This window comes from Peteryoungia rhizophila (genome assembly GCF_004912145.1).
Taxonomy (GTDB): domain Bacteria; phylum Pseudomonadota; class Alphaproteobacteria; order Rhizobiales; family Rhizobiaceae; genus Allorhizobium; species Allorhizobium rhizophilum.
This window is the reverse complement of sequence record NZ_STGT01000005.1, coordinates 333608-351608: the sequence shown is the minus strand read 5'-3', so window position 1 is coordinate 351608 and position 18001 is coordinate 333608. Positions and strand designations below refer to the sequence as shown.

General features: G+C 61.3%; 20 protein-coding genes and 1 riboswitch. Of the genes, 8 read left to right on the top strand and 12 right to left on the bottom strand.

Translation table 11 applies throughout. The features are described 5' to 3' along the window. Position 1: 1 nt before the first annotated feature. The 4 genes from thiS to E9677_RS20670 form a co-directional block, all read right to left on the bottom strand. Positions 2 to 199: a sulfur carrier protein ThiS gene (gene thiS, locus E9677_RS20685; protein WP_136559941.1), complete on the bottom strand. Its 198-nt coding sequence runs from the start codon at positions 197 to 199 to the stop codon at positions 2 to 4. Then, complete coding sequence (thiO, locus tag E9677_RS20680) at positions 196 to 1179, bottom strand: glycine oxidase ThiO (RefSeq protein WP_136559940.1); 984 nt, start codon at positions 1177 to 1179, stop codon at positions 196 to 198. Before thiO ends, thiS begins: the two co-directional genes overlap by 4 nt. Further along, the gene (thiC, locus tag E9677_RS20675; RefSeq protein ID WP_136559939.1) at positions 1176 to 3014 is read right to left on the bottom strand and encodes a phosphomethylpyrimidine synthase ThiC; all 1839 of its coding nucleotides are present in this window, start codon (positions 3012 to 3014) and stop codon (positions 1176 to 1178) included. The genes thiO and thiC overlap by 4 nt, the downstream gene beginning before the upstream one ends. A 90-nt stretch (positions 3015 to 3104) precedes the next feature. Then, positions 3105 to 3225, bottom strand: a riboswitch (TPP riboswitch). A 47-nt stretch (positions 3226 to 3272) separates the two neighbouring features. Then, positions 3273 to 4358, bottom strand: coding sequence for an MBL fold metallo-hydrolase (locus tag E9677_RS20670; protein WP_136559938.1), 1086 nt, complete (start codon positions 4356 to 4358; stop codon positions 3273 to 3275). Between the two features lie 308 nt (positions 4359 to 4666). Between E9677_RS20670 and ffh the strand changes: the two genes are divergently transcribed. The 5 genes from ffh (at position 4667) to trmD (ending at position 8413) form a co-directional block, all read left to right on the top strand. Continuing rightward, the gene (gene ffh / locus E9677_RS20665; protein WP_136559937.1) at positions 4667 to 6238 is read left to right on the top strand and encodes a signal recognition particle protein; all 1572 of its coding nucleotides are present in this window, start codon (positions 4667 to 4669) and stop codon (positions 6236 to 6238) included. Between the two features lie 11 nt (positions 6239 to 6249). After that, positions 6250 to 6570 (top strand): chorismate mutase, encoded by a 321-nt coding sequence (locus E9677_RS20660; RefSeq protein ID WP_136559936.1) that lies wholly within the window; start codon positions 6250 to 6252, stop codon positions 6568 to 6570. A gap of 66 nt (positions 6571 to 6636) precedes the next feature. Then, positions 6637 to 7011, top strand: coding sequence for a 30S ribosomal protein S16 (gene rpsP, locus E9677_RS20655; RefSeq protein WP_136559935.1), 375 nt, complete (start codon positions 6637 to 6639; stop codon positions 7009 to 7011). A gap of 123 nt (positions 7012 to 7134) precedes the next feature. Beyond that, the gene (rimM, locus tag E9677_RS20650; RefSeq protein ID WP_136559934.1) at positions 7135 to 7713 is read left to right on the top strand and encodes a ribosome maturation factor RimM; all 579 of its coding nucleotides are present in this window, start codon (positions 7135 to 7137) and stop codon (positions 7711 to 7713) included. A gap of 7 nt (positions 7714 to 7720) precedes the next feature. Then, positions 7721 to 8413 (top strand): tRNA (guanosine(37)-N1)-methyltransferase TrmD, encoded by a 693-nt coding sequence (gene trmD / locus E9677_RS20645; RefSeq protein ID WP_136559933.1) that lies wholly within the window; start codon positions 7721 to 7723, stop codon positions 8411 to 8413. On the opposite strand, the gene E9677_RS20640 is transcribed toward trmD, so the two are convergent. Continuing rightward, on the bottom strand, positions 8395 to 9141 hold the full coding sequence (locus E9677_RS20640; RefSeq protein WP_136559932.1) for a sulfite exporter TauE/SafE family protein: 747 nt from the start codon (positions 9139 to 9141) through the stop codon (positions 8395 to 8397). The two genes, trmD and E9677_RS20640, sit on opposite strands and share 19 nt — an antisense overlap. 277 nt (positions 9142 to 9418) lie before the next feature. On the opposite strand from E9677_RS20640, the gene rplS reads away from it, so the two are divergent. Continuing rightward, the gene (gene rplS / locus E9677_RS20635) at positions 9419 to 9955 is read left to right on the top strand and encodes a 50S ribosomal protein L19 (RefSeq protein ID WP_112239748.1); all 537 of its coding nucleotides are present in this window, start codon (positions 9419 to 9421) and stop codon (positions 9953 to 9955) included. Positions 9956 to 10036: 81 nt separating this feature from the next. Here rplS and E9677_RS20630 read toward each other — a convergent pair whose 3' ends face one another. The 3 genes from E9677_RS20630 to E9677_RS25760 all read right to left on the bottom strand — a co-directional run bounded on the left by E9677_RS20630 (position 10037) and on the right by E9677_RS25760 (position 12669). Next, positions 10037 to 10867, bottom strand: coding sequence for a DMT family transporter (locus tag E9677_RS20630; RefSeq protein WP_136559931.1), 831 nt, complete (start codon positions 10865 to 10867; stop codon positions 10037 to 10039). Positions 10868 to 11051: 184 nt separating this feature from the next. Further along, a complete protein-coding gene (leuC, locus tag E9677_RS20625; protein ID WP_136559930.1) occupies positions 11052 to 12461 on the bottom strand; it encodes a 3-isopropylmalate dehydratase large subunit in 1410 nt (469 codons plus the stop codon). A 79-nt stretch (positions 12462 to 12540) separates the two neighbouring features. Beyond that, the gene (locus tag E9677_RS25760) at positions 12541 to 12669 is read right to left on the bottom strand and encodes a hypothetical protein (protein WP_267499007.1); all 129 of its coding nucleotides are present in this window, start codon (positions 12667 to 12669) and stop codon (positions 12541 to 12543) included. 121 nt (positions 12670 to 12790) lie between these two features. Between E9677_RS25760 and ppk2 the strand changes: the two genes are divergently transcribed. Continuing rightward, complete coding sequence (gene ppk2, locus E9677_RS20620; protein WP_136559929.1) at positions 12791 to 13684, top strand: polyphosphate kinase 2; 894 nt, start codon at positions 12791 to 12793, stop codon at positions 13682 to 13684. A gap of 9 nt (positions 13685 to 13693) precedes the next feature. On the opposite strand, the gene E9677_RS20615 is transcribed toward ppk2, so the two are convergent. The 4 genes from E9677_RS20615 to E9677_RS20600 form a co-directional block, all read right to left on the bottom strand. Further along, positions 13694 to 14515 (bottom strand): amino acid ABC transporter permease, encoded by an 822-nt coding sequence (locus tag E9677_RS20615; RefSeq protein WP_136559928.1) that lies wholly within the window; start codon positions 14513 to 14515, stop codon positions 13694 to 13696. Positions 14516 to 14552: 37 nt separating this feature from the next. After that, entirely contained in the window at positions 14553 to 15350 is a 798-nt protein-coding gene (locus E9677_RS20610; protein WP_136559927.1) for a transporter substrate-binding domain-containing protein, read from the bottom strand. A 269-nt stretch (positions 15351 to 15619) separates the two neighbouring features. Beyond that, entirely contained in the window at positions 15620 to 16450 is an 831-nt protein-coding gene (locus tag E9677_RS20605; RefSeq protein ID WP_136559926.1) for an aldo/keto reductase, read from the bottom strand. Between the two features lie 152 nt (positions 16451 to 16602). Next, entirely contained in the window at positions 16603 to 17160 is a 558-nt protein-coding gene (locus E9677_RS20600; RefSeq protein WP_205910178.1) for a L,D-transpeptidase family protein, read from the bottom strand. Between the two features lie 125 nt (positions 17161 to 17285). Between E9677_RS20600 and E9677_RS20595 the strand changes: the two genes are divergently transcribed. After that, on the top strand, positions 17286 to 17969 hold the full coding sequence (locus E9677_RS20595; protein ID WP_136559925.1) for a response regulator transcription factor: 684 nt from the start codon (positions 17286 to 17288) through the stop codon (positions 17967 to 17969). Positions 17970 to 18001 lie beyond the last annotated feature (32 nt).

Here is an 18001-nt window from a genome sequence, read left to right as displayed (position 1 = left end):
CTCAGCCTCCCTGCATGGGCGAGAGGATCTCGATCCGGTCGCCATCGTTCAGTGCCTGCGACGATCGCTCCTCTCGGTGAACCAGCTCGCCATTGACGGCGGTGGCCAGCCAGTCGCCCTGGTAGTCGAGCTTGGCGAGCAGATCGGCGAGGTTGCCTGCATCCAGTTCCAGGGGTTCTCCGTTGACGGTGAGCTTCATGCCCTCCTCCTTCTCTCGGATGCGTTTGCTGCCGTGAGCTTCTCTGCCGCCTGACGCGCCAGTGCCGGCGCGAGCAGAAAGCCGTGGCGGTGCATGCCGGCGACTGCCAGTCCGTCGGACGTTTCGATGATCCGTGGAACATTGTCCGGGAAAGCCGGGCGGATGCCGGTCCCGGTTTCCACGATGCGCGCCTCGGCAAAGGCCGGGTGCAGCGCATAGGCCGTGTTGAGCAGTTCCATCATCGAGCGCGCGGTGATCGGCCCGTCATCCTCAGCCTCGATCATGGTCGCGCCCAGCATGAACAGCCCGTTTCCGCGCGGCACGATGTAGAGGGGGTGGCGGGGATGCAGGAGGCGCACGGGGCGGGACAGCGTGACGTCACCCGTCTCCAGATAGAGCATCTCGCCGCGCACGCCGCGCAATCCGTCGATCTCGCCGATCGCCTGTGGTCCCCGGCAATCCACCACACTCGTATAGCCTGCCGCATCAGTTGCCTCTTCCCCGAAGCGGAAGGAGACACCGAGCTGCCGTGCCGCCTGATAAAGACCCCGCAAGGCCTGGCGTGGATTAAGATGCGCCTCTTCTGAGAAGAAGAGGCCTGTGGTGAAACGCCCTGCCAGATCTGGTTCGAGGTCTGCGATCTCTTCCTCGCCCAGCCAGCGATGGCCCCGCGTTCGGGTCGCAAAGCGTTTGAGGTCGGCAAGATCGCGGGGATTGGCCAGCACAAGCGTGCCCCGGCGTTCGACGAGACCGGGCACGGCCTCGTCCCACCAGTCGGAAGCGGAAAGGCCAAGCGTCAGTACGACTTCTTCCGCCGCCTCCCGCTCGCAATAGGGGGCAAGCATGCCGCCCGCCCAATGGGAGGCGCCAAAGCCGATATCGGCCCGGCACTCAACGATCTCGACAGGGATACCCCTGCGCGCCAATTCCAGCGCCGTCGCCAGCCCTGCGACACCGGCGCCCTTCACCAGAACGGTCATGACCGTTCCCCCACCTCAAGCGCTTCGATCTCGTCCGCCGTCATGTAGAGATCGCCGCCGGCGCGGTATTTCTCTGCCATGGCGGTCAGGCCCTCCTTCTGTGCCTCGGCGCGGATGTCATGCGAGATGCGCATCGAGCAGAATTTCGGCCCGCACATCGAGCAGAAGTGAGCCACCTTGTGCGCTTCCTTTGGCAGCGTCTCATCGTGCATCGAGCGTGCCGTCTCGGGGTCGAGCGACAGGTTGAACTGGTCTTCCCAGCGGAATTCGAAGCGGGCGCGGGAAAGCGCGTCGTCACGGAGTTGGGCTGCCGGATGACCCTTGGCGAGATCGGCGGCGTGCGCCGCGATCTTGTAGGTGATCACGCCAGTCTTCACGTCATCGCGGTCGGGAAGGCCCAGATGCTCCTTCGGCGTGACGTAGCAGAGCATCGCCGTGCCGAACCAGCCGATCATCGCCGCTCCGATCCCCGAGGTAATGTGGTCGTAGCCGGGCGCTATGTCTGTCGTGAGCGGCCCCAGCGTATAGAAGGGCGCCTTGCCGCAGGTCTTCAGCTGCTTGTCCATGTTCTCCTTGATCTTGTGCATGGGAACATGGCCGGGGCCCTCGATCATCACCTGGCAATCTTTTGCCCAGGCGATCTGCGTCAGCTCACCGAGCGTTTCGAGTTCGGCAAACTGGGCGGCATCATTGGCATCGGCAATCGAGCCAGGGCGCAAGCCATCGCCGAGCGAGAAAGAGACATCGTAAGCGCGGCAGATGTCGCAGATTTCCTCGAAATGCTCGTAGAGGAAGCTTTCCTTGTGATGATGCAGACACCACTTGGCCATGATCGAGCCACCGCGCGAGACGATGCCGGTGACGCGGTTGACGGTGAGCGGGATGTAGTGCAGCCGCACGCCGGCATGGATGGTGAAATAGTCGACGCCCTGTTCGGCCTGCTCGATCAGCGTGTCGCGATAGACCTCCCAAGTCAGGTCCTCGGCGATACCACCGACCTTTTCCAGCGCTTGGTAGAGCGGCACAGTGCCGATCGGCACAGGCGAATTGCGCAGGATCCAGTCGCGGATGTTGTGAATGTTGCGCCCGGTCGAGAGATCCATGACCGTGTCGGCGCCCCAGCGGATCGCCCAGACCATCTTCTCGACTTCCTCGGCCATATAGGAGGTCACGGCTGAATTGCCGATATTGGCGTTGATCTTCACCAGGAAATTCCGGCCGATAATCATCGGCTCGAGCTCGGGATGGTTGATGTTGGCGGGGATGATCGCCCTGCCTGAGGCGATCTCCTGGCGAACGAATTCCGGCGTGACGTGATCCGGGATCGCGGCGCCGAAGCTTTCGCCGTCGCGGACAAGCGCTTCTTTCATGGCCTTGCGGCCGAGGTTTTCGCGGATCGCCACATATTCCATTTCCGGCGTGATGATGCCGGCGCGGGCATAGGCCAGTTGCGTCACGGCCTTGCCGCCCGTTGCACGAAGCGGCTGATGTTTCACGGGAAACGCCGGGGTCAGCTTGTCGGCAGAGACGAAGCCGTTGTCTTCAGGCTTTACATCGCGGCCGTCATAGGCCTCAACATCGCCGCGTGCCTTCACCCAGGCTGTCCGGTGGCGCCGTAGGCCTTGGTCGATGGCGATGGTCACCTGCGGGTCGGTATAGGGACCTGACGCGTCATAGACATTCACAGGTGGTTCGCCGGAAGTCGGGTGCAGCGCGATCTGGCGCAGGGGCACGCGGATATCCGGGTGGATATCACCCGGCAGAAAGATCTTGGTCGAGGCGGGAAGCGGCCCGGTGGTGACGTCGGGCCTGTCGAAATGCGGGGCAATGTTCATCGTGGAGCTCCAAGTGTTCAGGTTGGAGACCCAGTCATGTCAGCCGGAATGATGGAAAGACGCCACGGGATTCGGGTTTACGAATCGTCGTTTGCAGCGCTTGCACCGTCCCTACGCCAGTATGAACTGGATCAGGTTCAACGGGTCACCGCGCTGCCATCTCGGCGTAGCGATATCTCAGCCCCTTGTCGGGACACCCCTGGTGAATGAGCGAAGTCTGGCCAAAAGCGGCCGGTCTGTCAACGCGGAAGGTGAGCCTCAGGCTCTTGCGCGAGGTACCTCGAACTGCTGGCCAGGCCGCAACCCCTTGAAACGCTCGGCCCCGATACCGGCTGCAGACATGGCCGTCTTCAGTGCTGCCGGTGGATCGTCGATGCCTTCGTTCGTCAGCTGGAACGTGCCGAAATGGTGACCGATACCGAAGGACGCACCACTCAGGCCGAATCCGGCGATCGCTTCCTCCGGGTTCTGGTGCTGCGCCTGCATGAACCAGCGGGGCTCATAGGCACCGATCGGCATGATGGCGAGGCGGATGTCGCCGTGTTTCTCGCGAACTTCGCGATAATGCTGGCCGTTGGCATAGCCGGTGTCGCCGATGTGGTAGATCTTGCCTCCCGGCGTCTCGATGATGAAGGCAGCCCAGAGCGCCATCCGCCTGTCGCCCATGCCGCGGGCCGACCAATGGTGGCAGGGCTCACAATGGATGGTAATGCCGTCGCCCAACTCTACCCGGTCGCCCCAGTCGGTCACGCCGACATCGATGTTTGCTACGTCGTCAAGGATGATCCTGTCATTGCCCAGCGGGGTGATTATCCTCGGCTTGTCGCGGTCGGCGAGGCGCTTCAGCGTCGCGATGTCCAGGTGGTCGTAATGATTGTGCGTGACGATCACGATGTCGATCATCGGGAGGTCGTCAAATGCGATGCCCGGCGGATTGGCGCGTTTCGGCCCTGCGAAGGACACAGGGCTCGCGCGCTCCGACCAAACCGGATCTGTCAGAATGTTGAGACCTGCTGTCTGGATTAGCAGGGTTGCATGACCGATCATCGTTACGACCAGCCGATTGCCATCAACGCGTTGGTCCGGCTTCGTCGTGACGAAATCGGCCGCCTTGACTGGCTTCGGCCAGTCGATCTTCCCTCCACCGAACTGCCAGCGCAGAAGATCGGTAAACCCGCGCGGTTCTTCGCCACCCGGATTGAAAAAGATCTTGCCGTCGAAGTGATCCGAGATCGGGCCGCTATAATAGCGATTACCCGCCTGAGCCTCACGCATGCCGAGGCCTCCGAGTGTTGCGGCAACGAGCCCGAAGCCGGACCATTTGAGAAAGCTGCGTCTGTTCATGGCTCACCCATATGTGGTTTTGTCAATTCTACGACAAGATGCGGGTTCCAGATCGCCGAAAGAAGGGGATGCCTTGAGAAATCGGGACTTGGCTTGACTTCGCGGCCATTTTCCTGTTTACCCGCCGCAATCTGCGACGAGACAAGTACTCTGAGCCGCCGACCGGGACCCGAAAAGGTATAAAGAGATCCCGGAGGTCAACACCCGACAGCGCGTTGCGCCCTCGGGTGGTTTTTGGCTTTGCGTCTTGTTTTCCGGCCAGAGAAGACCGAGGTTTGGGTTTCCCCGAACCATGCAAGGAAGAGCCGATGTTTGAAAACCTCCAGGACCGACTTGGATCCATTCTGAATGGACTGACCGGCCGTGGCGCACTGTCCGAGGCGGATGTCTCGGCTGCCCTGCGTGAGGTTCGTCGTGCCCTTCTCGAGGCCGACGTTGCCCTCGAAGTGGTCCGCTCCTTCACGGAAAAGGTGCGCGAAAAGGCTGTTGGTGCGACCGTCCTGAAGTCGATCAAGCCCGGCCAGATGGTCGTGAAGATCGTCCATGACGAGCTCGTCGAGATGCTCGGCACGGAAGGCGTTTCGATCGACCTCAACGCTGCTGCTCCCGTCGTCATCATGATGGTCGGCCTGCAGGGGTCGGGCAAAACGACCACCACCGGCAAGATCGCCAAGCGCCTGACGGATCGCGACAAGAAGAAGGTCCTGATGGCCTCGCTCGACACGCGTCGTCCGGCCGCCCAGGAGCAGCTTCGCCAGCTCGGCGTGCAGACCGGTGTCGACACACTGCCGATCATTGCAGGCCAGTCGCCGACCGATATTGCCAGCCGGGCCGTTCAGGCCGCCAAGCTCGGTGGCCATGACATCGTCATTCTCGACACCGCTGGCCGCACGCATATCGACGAGCCGCTGATGATGGAGATGGCCGAGATCAAGGCCCGCTCCAAGCCACACGAAATCCTGCTCGTCGCCGACTCCCTGACCGGTCAGGACGCGGTCAACCTCGCCCGCAACTTCGACGAACGCGTCGGCATCACAGGCCTCGTGCTGACCCGCATGGACGGCGACGGCCGTGGCGGTGCAGCCCTTTCGATGCGGGCCGTCACCGGCAAGCCGATCAAGCTGATCGGTGTCGGCGAGAAGATGACGGAGCTCGAAGAGTTCCATCCGCGACGCATTGCCGACCGTATTCTCGGCATGGGCGACATCGTTTCGTTGGTCGAAAAGGCCGCCGAGAACATCGATGCGGACAAAGCCCGCGCCATGGCCGAGAAGATGGCCAAGGGCAAGTTCGACCTCAATGACCTAGCCGAACAGATCAAGCAGATGCAGGCGATGGGCGGCATGGGCGGGATCATGGGCATGATGCCGGGCATGGCCGGCATGAAGGACAAGATTTCTGCTGCCGGCCTCGACGACAAGGTTTTCAAGCGCCAGCTCGCCATCATCTCCTCGATGACCAAGGCCGAGCGCGCCAATCCCGACGTTCTGAAGCATTCCCGCAAGAAGCGCATTGCCGCCGGGTCTGGCACCGATGCCTCCGACATCAACAAGCTGCTCAAGATGCATCGCCAGATGGCCGACATGATGAAAGCCATGGGCGGCAAGAAGGGCGGCGGCATGATGAAGCAGATGATGGGCGGCCTCGCTTCGAAGATGGGCCTCGGCGGCGGCATGGGCGGCATGGGCATGCCCGACCTGTCGAGCATGGATCCGAAGCAGCTCGAAGCGCTTGCCAAGCAGGCAGAAGCTGCCGGCGTGAAGCCGGGTGGCTTGCCGGGCCTGGGTGCTGGTGGCCTGCCGGGTCTTGGTGGACCGAAACTTCCGGGTCTCGGCGGTGGCGGCTTCACCGGCCTTCCCGGCCTGCCGAAGAAAAAGTGAGGAGCGCGCCCATGATCGATCCGTCCATCAAGGAGCAGCTCTCCGGCTATCGCCAGTCGATCGACAATATCGACGCGGCGCTGGTCCACATGCTTGCCGAACGCTTCCGCTGCACCAAGGCAGTCGGCGTTTTGAAAGCCGAGTACGAATTGCCGCCGGCCGACCCGGCGCGCGAAGAATACCAGATCGAACGCCTGCGCCGCCTGGCTCAGGATGCTCATCTGGATCCGGATTTCGCCGAGAAGTTCCTGAACTTCATCATCAAGGAAGTCATCCGGCATCATGAAGCCATTGCCGCCGAACATGGCGGTGCAACTGAAAAGACCGCCTGACGGCGGCCTCAACAAGAACAGGGTTCGCCACGGCTGCCCGAACTGAAAACATCAAGGAGTAATACAATGTCCCTCAAGATTCGTCTCGCCCGCGGTGGTTCCAAGAAGCGCCCTTACTACCAGATCGTCGTCGCCGACGCCCGCGCACCGCGTGACGGCCGTTTCCTCGACCGCGTCGGTTCCTGGAACCCGATGCTCGGCAAGGACAACGAAAAGCGCGTTGAGCTCGACGTCGATTCCATCAAGGCATGGGTTGCCAAGGGCGCTCAGCCGACCGACCGCGTCCTGCGTTTCATGGCTGAAGCCGGTATCGCCGAGCGCGCTGTTCGCAGCAACCCGGACAAGGCAAAGCCGGGCAAGAAGGCCCAGGAACGCACTGCCGAGCGCGCTCAGAAGGCTGCTGATGCTGCCGCCGCTGCCGCTGAAGGCTCCGCAGAATAATCGGCATCCAGTCGATATCGACGGGCGGTGGGTCACCCCATCGCCCGTTTTTGCGTTTTCTTTCGGGCTGCTTGCGCCTAAAAGGAATGTCGAACCGATGCATATGCAGGACCGTTCCGCCCGATGAGCAAAATTGAAAACCCGATACTGATGGCCGTGATCGGCGCCGCCCAGGGGCTCCGGGGCGAAGTGCGGGTCAAGACATTCACCGAGGATCCGCTGGGCCTTGCGGACTATGGTTTCCTCCATGCGGCTGACGGGCGCAAATTCGAGATCCTCGACATTCGCGACGGCAAGACTGTCGCCATCGTGCGCTTCCGCGGGGTTAACGACCGCAACGCGGCCGAGGCCCTGAACGGGACCGAGCTTTTCGTCGATCGCGATGCGCTGCCGGATGATGATCTGGAAGAGGACGAGTTCTACTACACGGATCTCGAGGGGCTCGAAGTCTATGACGCGGAAAACAATCACTACGGCGCCGTGACGGCGGTCTATGATTTCGGTGCCGGCGACCTCCTTGAGCTCAAGGGGCCCGGCAAGCGGCCCGTGCTCATTCCCTTTTCCGAAGCCGCAGTGCTGGAGATCGATCTCGAAGGCGGACGTCTGCTCGTCGATCCGATCGCGGCCGGCCTGAAGGATGACGGTGAAGAGAAGCCTTATGGCAATGCCGGTGGAAAGCCCCGGCCGAACAACGGGCGCTGAGCCTCCCATGCCTTTCAAGGCTTCCATACTGACACTCTACCCGGACATGTTTCCCGGCCATCTGGGCCAGGCGCTTGCCGGGCGCGCGCTCGAGCGCGGCGATTGGCAGATCGAGGCTGTGCAGATCCGTGATTTCACCGAGGACAAGCATCGCAGCGTCGACGATACACCGTCTGGCGGCGGAGCTGGAATGGTGCTGCGGCCCGATGTGCTGGCCCGAGCGATCGATTCCATAGCTGACGATGGAAGGCCGCGGCTTTTGATGAGCCCGCGTGGCCGGCCTCTCACCCAGGAGCGGGTTCGTGCGCTTGCCGCAGGCGAGGGCGTGGTCATCGTCTGTGGCCGTTTCGAGGGTATCGACCAACGTGTCATCGATGCGCGCCAGCTCGAAGAAGTGTCAATTGGCGACTATATTCTCTCCGGTGGCGAGCCGGCGGCGCTGACGCTCCTTGATGCCGTCGTGCGGATCCTGCCCGGCGTGATGGGCAACCAGCTATCAGGCGTGCATGAAAGCTTCGAGGGCGGATTGCTCGAACACCCGCAATATACCCGCCCGCAGGTCTTCGAGGACCGGGAAATCCCGGAGGTCCTGACCTCAGGCAATCACGCTGCCATCGAGAAATGGCGGCGCGAGCAGGCTGTTGCACTGACCCGCGAGCGACGCCCGGACCTGTTGCCGGTTCAGCCGGTCAAAAAGTAATAGGCGGCGAGCCCGAGCCCTGCCGCGACCACCAGCCAGCGCAGCACGTTCTGCGGTACCTTCTTCGCCATGGCGACACCCGCATAGCCACCGACAGCAACCGCCGGAATCATGATTACGGCATGCAGCCAGGACAGCGCGCCGGCGCTGGCGAAGATGACAATGGCAACGGCTGCGATGACGATCGACAGGAAGTTCTTCAGAGCGTTCAGCCGGTGGTAGTCGCCGCCACTCGCCAAGCCCAGTGATGCCAGCATCATGATACCCATGCCAGCGCCGAAGAAGCCACCGTAGAATGAGGTAAGGCTCTGCAGGGCGAGCCCGAGCGGGCTTGCCGGATGGCTTTCGCCTTTCGTCTTCGGTCTCAGTTTCGGCCCTGCTGCAAAGATGGCGGTGGCACCCAGCAGAAGCCATGGGACCATCGAGCGGAAGGCGGGATTGGACAGGGAGATCAGGAAAAGCGAGCCCCCGGCGGCACCGATTGCAGAAACAAGAGCGAGGATCCACACGCCACGTCCCATCTCGCTCAACTCCTTGCGATAGGCGAGTGTCGATGTGATATAGCCCGGGAACTGGGTGACGGAGGAGGTCGCATTGGCGCTGATCGGGGGCAGCCCGGCGAGCGTCAGCGCGCCGAATGTCAGGAAGGTACCGCCACCGGCAATCGCGTTCACCGCTCCCGACAGGAAGCCGGATGCGAAGAGCAGCAAAATCATGGCGATGGTCATGCGATTGTCCTTCCGATAGATCGTGGCGAAGTCTTAAGGGCATAGATCTGACGCATCAAGGCATCCAGGGGCCTCGTCAGGGGCAATATTTGAAACTCATGGGGTGACAAGCCGGCCATCTTGGTGTAATGGCCCCCTCGGAAATGGGCGTTTCGCCCGTCTGCCAAAACAAAGAACTGCGCATTCGCTCCGACCCATCAGGGTCAAGATCCTGCGGCATGAACCCAGGGATCATCGTTGAGCGCTCTGGCTGTTTCAGAAGAAACCGAGGTTAGACATGAACATCATTCAGCAGCTGGAAGCCGAACAGGCTGCCAAGATCGAAGCCAAGCGCAAGCTCCCGGAATTCTCCCCGGGCGACACCGTGCGCGTGAACGTCACCGTCAAGGAAGGCAACCGTACCCGCGTGCAGGCCTATGAAGGCGTTTGCATCGCTCGTTCGGGCGCTGGCATCAACGAGAGCTTCACCGTTCGCAAGATCTCCTACGGCGAAGGCGTCGAGCGCGTATTCCCCGTCTACTCGCCGCTCGTCGAAGGCGTCGAAATCGTCCGCCGCGGTAAGGTCCGTCGCGCCAAGCTCTACTACCTGCGCGATCGTCGCGGCAAGTCGGCTCGTATCGTCGAGAACACCGGCACCCGCGCTCGCAAGCTGAACGACGCCGAGCGCGCCGCCGTTGCCGAGGAAAAGGCACGTCTGGAAGCCGAGAAGGTCGCAGCAGCACAGGCGCTGGCCGCCGAAAAGGCAGCAGCCGAAGCCGCTGAAAAGGCCGCTGCTGCTGAAGCTGCTGCCGCAGCAGAAGCTTCTGCCGAATAAGCAGTCGCAAGACTTATTGATGAAAGGCTCCGGTTTCCGGAGCCTTTTTTCGTTTGGGAGTATGCGACGACAGCAGATGGTTCAGAGGCTGACACTGATTGCGCCGCCGGCCACGATGAGGCAGGCGAGGAGCCTGCGAACCGTCAGTGGCTCGCCGAGGAGCAGGGCTCCGATCAGGACGGCGAAGACGACGCTCGTTTCGCGCACTGCAGTAACGAGCCCTGCAGGTGCATAGGCATAGGCCACGACCACCAGTCCATAGGCCAGCATGGCCACCACGCCACCCGCGGCAGCCTTCCAGGTGAGCGGCGAGCGAATATCGATCGCCAGCCCCCTTCGGGTGACGGCGAAGGCGATCGTGATCATCAGGCCGAAGAGAAAAAGCACCCAGACAGCGTAGGCTATGGGTTGTTCGACCAGTTTGACCCCACGCGAATCGACCGTCGAATAGCAGGCGATGATCAGGCCCGTTGTCAGCGCGAAGAGGATGGAGGAGGTCGCCGCACGGGTTCTGCCCAGTGAGAGGCTCATGATGCCCCCGGCGATCAAGATGACTCCGAGCGTCTGCCAGGGCCCCAGCACCTCGCCAAAGAAGAGGAAGCCGCCGAGAGTGACCAGAAGCGGGACGGTACCCCTGACGATCGGGTAGACCTGCCCGAGTTCTCCGTGGCGATAGGCTGCCACCAGAAACAGGCTGTAGCCTACCTGCAGGCCGGCCGAGAGCAGGATATAGGGCCAGGCGGCAAATCCCGGGACCGGCAGGATGAAGAGGAAGGGCAGGCAGATGATGCTGCCTGCCAGGCTCATCACCGTGATCGACCAGAGGCGGTCCGCGCCAGTTCGCAGGAAGGCATTCCAGCTCGCATGAAGGATAGCGGCGATGAGCGCCAGGCCGACGGCAACAGTGCTCACGACCGCGGCCTGCGGGCTGAGACTCCGGATATGCTGATGTTCATGGGAAACCCGCGGGCGGCATGTGACAGTTTTGTGACGCCGCGACGATAACGCCTTCGGCCATCATTGCAACGGGCCGGCAAAAAGAAACCGCCCGCTTTGCAGCGGGCGGCGAATATCCGAGGATGGATTGGAAACTGGCTTACTGCCAGTCGCGGATGTCGACGAAGTGGCCGGCAACGGCGGCCGCTGCTGCCATGGCGGGCGAAACAAGATGCGTCCGGCCCTTGAAGCCCTGCCGACCTTCGAAGTTGCGGTTCGAGGTCGAGGCGCAGCGCTCACCTGGCTTCAGGCGGTCGTCGTTCATCGCGAGGCACATGGAGCAACCCGGCTCGCGCCAGTCGAAGCCGGCGGCCTTGAAGATCTTGTCGAGACCTTCGGCTTCCGCCTGCTCCTTCACGAGGCCGGAGCCCGGAACGATCATGGCAGACACGGTGGAGGCAACGGTCTTGCCTTCGACGACCTTGGCCACTTCGCGCAGGTCTTCGATGCGGCCATTGGTGCAAGAGCCGATGAAGACGCGGTCGACCGCGATATCGGTGATCTTCGTGCCCGGCTTCAGGCCCATATAGTCCAGTGCACGCCATTTGGAGGTGCGCTTGTTTTCGTCCTGGATTTCGTCCGGGTTCGGGACCACGCCCTGGACCGAGATCACGTCTTCCGGCGAAGAGCCCCAGGACACGATCGGCGGAAGCTTTGCAGCGTCCAGTACGACGACGCGGTCGAAATGGGCACCTTCGTCGGACTTCAGCGTCTTCCAATAGGCGATTGCCTGCTCCAGGGCTTCATCCTTCGGAGCCCGTGGCTTGCCCTTGATGTATTCGAAGGTCTTTTCATCAGGCGCAATCAAGCCGGCGCGGGCGCCACCTTCGATCGTCATGTTGCAGACGGTCATGCGACCTTCCATCGACAGAGCTTCGATGGCTTCGCCGGCGAATTCGATGACGTGGCCGGTACCGCCAGCCGTGCCGATCTCGCCGATGATCGCCAGGATGATGTCCTTGGCAGTGACGTGTTCCGGCAGGATGCCGTCGACACGTACCAGCATGTTCTTCGCCTTCTTCTGGATCAGCGTCTGGGTGGCGAGCACATGCTCGACTTCCGATGTGCCGATGCCATGGGCAAGAGCCCCGAAGGCGCCATGCGTCGAGGTGTGGCTGTCACCGCAGACGATGGTCATGCCGGGGAGGGTGAAGCCCTGTTCCGGACCGACGATGTGGACGATGCCCTGGCGCTTGTCGCTTGCCGAATAGTACTCGACGCCGAATTCGGCGGCATTGGTGGCAAGTGCTTCGACCTGGATGCGGCTTTCCTCGTTCTTGATGCCGAGGTGGCGGTCCGGAGAGGTCGGCACGTTGTGGTCGACCACGGCGAGCGTCTTTTGCGGCGCGCGGACCTTGCGGCCGGTCATGCGCAGACCTTCGAATGCCTGCGGGCTCGTCACTTCATGCACGAGGTGACGGTCGATGTAGAGAAGACAGGTTCCGTCTTCCTGACGGTCGACGACGTGGTCGTCCCAGATCTTGTCGTAAAGGGTGCGGGGTGCGCTCATGGCTATGTTCCGTCCAGACTGAGGAAAGGATTTTGGAGTGTTCAGGATGCATCGGCGCCGCTCCCGCAGCGCGAGGCGCTCAGCCGCGAAGGCTCGCGAGTGCCCCTTGAACGCGCGCGAAGAAGCGTGCCGGCAGACGCTTGTGGTCCTGCAGCACGATGAACTGGTTCGCGAGGCATCCGAATTTCGATCCCATGAGCGGCGTCATATCAGTTTTCACAATTGTCGGCAATTGGTTCGCGAGCCTTGTGACATGCCTCTGTCATGAAGCTTTCGTGCAAGCATGATTGATCTTCGTCAGTATCGCACGCCCTATGGGAACCCGCGCCATGAACGAAGAGATCCACCGCATCAAGACCGAACTCCTCGACAGTTTCGACGAGGAGCTGGAGCAGCAACTGGACGAGGATCGGCTCGACCAGCTCGTTGCCGACGGCATGTCCGAGCCCATGATCGACCGGAAGATCTACTTCCGCGAACTCTTTCGCCTCCAGCATGAACTGGTACGCCTGCAGGACTGGGTTCAATACAAGAAACTGAAGATGGTCGTGCTGTTCGAAGGGCGTGACTCTGCTGGCAAGGGCGGTGCGATCAAAAGGGTCACACAGCGGCTCAATCCGCGCGTCTGCCGGGTCGTTGCACTGCCGGCACCCACCGAGCGCGAGCGCAGCCAATGGTATTTCCAGCGTTACGTCCAGCATCTGCCGACGGCCGGCGAAATGGTTCTGTTCGACCGCTCCTGGTATAATCGAGCTGGTGTCGAGCGTGTGATGGGCTTTTGCGGACCCGACGAGTTGGAGGAGTTCTTCCGCTCGGTCCCGGAATTCGAGCGCATGTTAGTTCGTTCTGGGATCATTCTGGTCAAATACTGGTTCTCGATCACAGACGAGGAGCAGGAATTTCGCTTCCGCATGCGCATCAACGATCCCTTAAAGCAATGGAAGCTTTCGCCCATGGATCTCGAAAGCCGGGTGCACTGGGAGGATTACACCCGGGCCAAGGAGGAGATGCTGGAGCGGACGCATATCCGCGAGGCGCCCTGGTGGGTGGTGCAGGCTGTCGACAAGAAGAAGGCGCGGCTCAACATGATCGCTCATCTCCTGTCACAGGTGCCCTACGAACATGTGCCAAAGGAGACGGTCGAGCTACCGGCCCGTGTGCGAAACGACGATTACATTCGCCAGCCGGTGCCGCTGGAGATGTATGTGCCGGAACAGTATTGAACTCGTCTGTCAGTTGCGGGTGCGTGTGCGCATCCGCTTCTCGAATCCTCTCAGAAGGATCGACAGTCCAATCGTCAGAACGAGATAGACATAAGCAACGATCGAGTAGGTCTCGAAAAAGCGGAAAGATCCCGAGGCATAGACCTTGCCCATCTGGGTGATGTCTGCGACGCCGAGCACCGAGACAAGGGACGAGTCCTTCACCATCGCGACGAAATCGTTCGAAAGCGGTGGGAAGATCACGCGGATCGCCTGCGGGAAGACCACTAGGCGGAAGCGCTGGCTCCGACTGAGGCCCAGCGCTTTGGCTGCCTCGATCTGCCCCTTGTCGATCGACTGGATTCCAGCCCGGAAGATTTCCGCAATGAAGGCGGAATAGCCGATCGTCAGTGCGATTACGGCGCGCCACATCAGCGATACGTCGCGCACGACCATGGGGTCGGTCAGGCCGGCGGAAATGAGCGGGGTCGTCAATAGGTTGTAGAGCGCCACGAAGGCAGGCGCGCCGACGAAGGCGATGTAAAACAATAGAACCAGGATCGGGATGCCGCGGACCACTTCCACGTAGAAGCGGGCGATCTGGCGCAGGACCACGCTGTCGGACATGCCAAGAAGTGCAATCAGGAGACCCAGCGCCGTCGCAAGGGCAAAGCCAACCAGCGTGACAAAGATTGTGACCCAAAGACCCTTGGCTACGGTGTTGAACACCTGGGCATAAAGATCGCTGAAAAAAATGACGGCGGCGAGGGATATCGCCAGAATCAGGAAGGTGACCAGCCACCAAGGCCGGTCGCCCTTCTCATTCCCCTGGGGAAGGGTCTGGAATGCCATCAGTCACCCGCCTTCAGGTCGCAGGGACGGATCTGGCTCATTCACCCATCTTGTAATCGAGGAACCACTTCTTGTTGAGCGCGTCGAGCGTGCCGTCGGCCTTCATGGCCGCGATCGCGGCATTGACGGGTTCCACGAGGTCGGAGCCCTTCGGGAAGATGAAGCCGAAGTCTTCCGAGCCGAGTGGCCCGCCGATGAGCTTCAGGCCGCCCTCCGAGGCGTCGACATAGCCCTTGCCGGCAGTGCCGTCCGTCAGAACGACATCGACGTCACCGGTCTTGAGCGCTTGCACCGTGGCGCCGAAGGTTTCGAACAGCTTGATACGCGTGTTCTGCTCATTGCCGTCGAGGATCTCGTAGACGGCGGTATAAAACGGCGTCGTGCCCGGCTGCGCGCCGACGAGGCCGTCCTCGAATTCTGCGAAGCTCTTGCCGTCGGTGAAACGGCTCTCGTCACCGCGCACGAGCATGAACTGCTCCGAGCGCATGTAGGGATCGGAGAAGTCGACCTTTTCCTTGCGGTCTTCCTTGATGGTGATCCCGGTCATGCCGATCTGGTACTGGTCGTCCGAAACGGCCTGGATCATCGCGTCCCAGGACGTGTTCTGGTATTCGACCTTGAAGTTCAGCCGCTTGGCGATCTCGTTCATCGCGTCATATTCCCAGCCGATCTGCTGGCCCGATTTTGGATCAACGAACTGCAGCGGCGGGTAGGCGTTTTCGGTCACGATCACGACGGCCTTGCCGCCGAGGTCTGGCAGGTCGTTGGCGTGAGCGGCCAGTGGCAGCAGGGCAAGAGCGGACAGACCGGCAAGGACAGCGCGGCGGAATAGCATGGAAATCTCCCGAATTGTGGCAGCGCAGACTGTCACATCTTGTTCCGTGCTGGCAAGGACCACCGACCCCGCAGCAAGGCCCATCTGCGCATTTCCGTTTCAAAGGAGGCTGGCCAGGCGATGGCTTTTTTCTCGGGCTCCGGCTGCAAAAGGACTTCTATCCGGTGATTCCGCAATAATGGCCACTCAGTCACGGCGTCAACGAAAGAGCCGCATCCAGGGTCGGACGCGGCTCCCGCAGATCAGCTTGCTGTTGTGTTACACGTGAATCAGAACGTGGCTGTCTTCGGATCCGGACCGATGCGGGCGCCTGCATTATCCAGACCGTTGAGCTTTTCCAGATCTTCCGCGGAGAGCTTGAAATCGAAGACCTTGAAGTTTTCGACTATGCGCGCCGGCGTGACCGACTTCGGGATGACCACCAGGCCGTTGTCGATATGCCAGCGGATGATCACTTGAGCCGGCGTCCGACCGAGCTTGCTCGCGATTTCAGCGATCAACGGATGGCCGAGCAGCTTGCCCTGACCGAGTGGGCTCCACGACTGCGTCGCGATCTTGTGCTTTTCGTGAAAGGCCCGCGTTTCGCGCTGCTGAAAGTCCGGGTGCAGTTCGATCTGATTGATGACCGGGACGACGCCCGTCTCGGCGACGATCTTTTCGATATGCTCGGGGTAGAAATTCGACACGCCGATCGACTTCGCACGCCCTTCTTCCTTCAGCTTCACGAAGGCTTTCCAGGTGTCGACGAAGAGCCCGCGATGCGCCGACGGCCAGTGAATGAGGTAGAGATCAACATAGTCGGTCCCCAGGCGCTTCAGGCTCGCATCGAAGGCCCGCAGGGTCTGGTCGTAGCCCTGTTCGGTATTCCAGAGCTTGGTCGTCAAGAAAATATCCGAGCGCGCCAGGCTGGACTGGCGAATGCCCTCGCCGACGCCTTCCTCGTTATCGTAGACGGCAGCCGTATCGACATGGCGGTAACCGGCGTCCAGGGCGGCCTTCACGGCCGGGGCCGCCTCGTCATTAGGGGTCTGCCAAACGCCGAGACCCACCTGGGGAATACGAGCGCCGTCGTTCAAGGCAATATGGGTTTGGTCTGTCATTGTCGAACTCTCCGAATCGGGAAGGCGGGGCGCTTGGCGCGAAATCGATGGTGGCGACGAGGGAGCGCAGGACGCGCTGGTCGCATTTCCATATCTAGGCGTGCTCGCGCTCGATGAAAGAGGCGGCCTTTCCAAAATCCCTGAAGGCTTCATCAGAGAACCTGAAGCACCGTCTTGGGGCTCAGAAGGGGCAGCAGCCGGCGCATGTCGCGGGGGCTGATCGCTACGCAGCCTTCCGTCGGTGTGTAGCCCGGCCTTGCTATGTGGAAGAAGATTGCGGAGCCACATTTCCGCTTCCGGCTGCGCAGGTTCCAATCAAGAACGATGCAAATGTCGTAGAGTTCATCTTCGCGTTGGAGCTTTTCATGGCTCGGATGGAAAGGGGATCGGACGGGGCGGTTGTAATTCGGGTCGTTGACGTCATCGCACCAGAGCATGTTGGGCTGCGATATGCGCATGGGTAGCGAGGTGGCTGTCCATGGGCCGCGGTCACCCCGTCGATAGGCGAAGAGCAGCGGCATGGTGGCGATCGGTGTCGCGCCATCGCCTTCCCGTTTCCGGCTGGTGCGTCCACTGCGACCCAAGGCGGCGGGAATCGCCAGGTGTCCGGCCTGCAGAATCGCCTTTCTCTGGTCCCGCGGGGCGGGCCGAACGACCAGACGGCTGATCGTCCTTCCAATCTTGATCGGCGCTTTCGGCCTCTTGGTCACGACTTTTTGCCTTGTTCGTGAATATTGTTGTATTCTTGGCCCTTAAAGAGCTGCGAGTTAGGCTTACATGCGGTGACGGGGGCCAGCAAGGTCCTCGCCAATTGACCATTCTGGAAGGATGACGGATGACGACGCGGACCATTCTGCTGGTGGATGATGACGATGATCTGAGGCAGATCCTGGTCGAGCAGCTCTCGCTCTATGAGGAGTTTTCGATCCTTCAGGAAAGCAATGCCACCCGCGCAATGCAGACCGCGAAGTCGGCGCAGGTCGACCTGATGATCATGGATGTCGGCCTTCCCGACATGGACGGTCGTGAGGCGGTCAAGCTCCTGCGCAAGGGTGGGTTCAAATCCCCGGTCATCATGCTGACCGGGCATGACACAGATTCCGATACCATTCTCGGGCTCGAAGCCGGTGCGAACGACTATGTGACGAAGCCGTTCCGCTTCGCAGTCCTGCTTGCCCGTATCCGTGCGCAATTGCGCCAGTTCGAGCAGAGCGAAGATGCCACATTCGGCGTCGGTCCTTATCTGTTCAAGCCGAGCCAGAAACTGCTGACCACCGAGGACGGCAAGAAGATCCGGCTCACAGAAAAGGAATCGGCGATCATCCGCTATCTCTACCGTGCCGGGCAGAAGGTCGTGACGCGCGATGTCCTCCTGGAAGAGGTGTGGGGTTACAATTCCGGTGTCACCACGCATACGCTTGAGACGCATGTCTATCGTCTGCGCCAGAAGATCGAACGCGATCCGTCCAACGCGGAAATCCTGGTGACGGAAAACGGCGGCTACAAGATCGTCCCCTGACGGTCCACGCCCTGCACACGATATCGGGGATG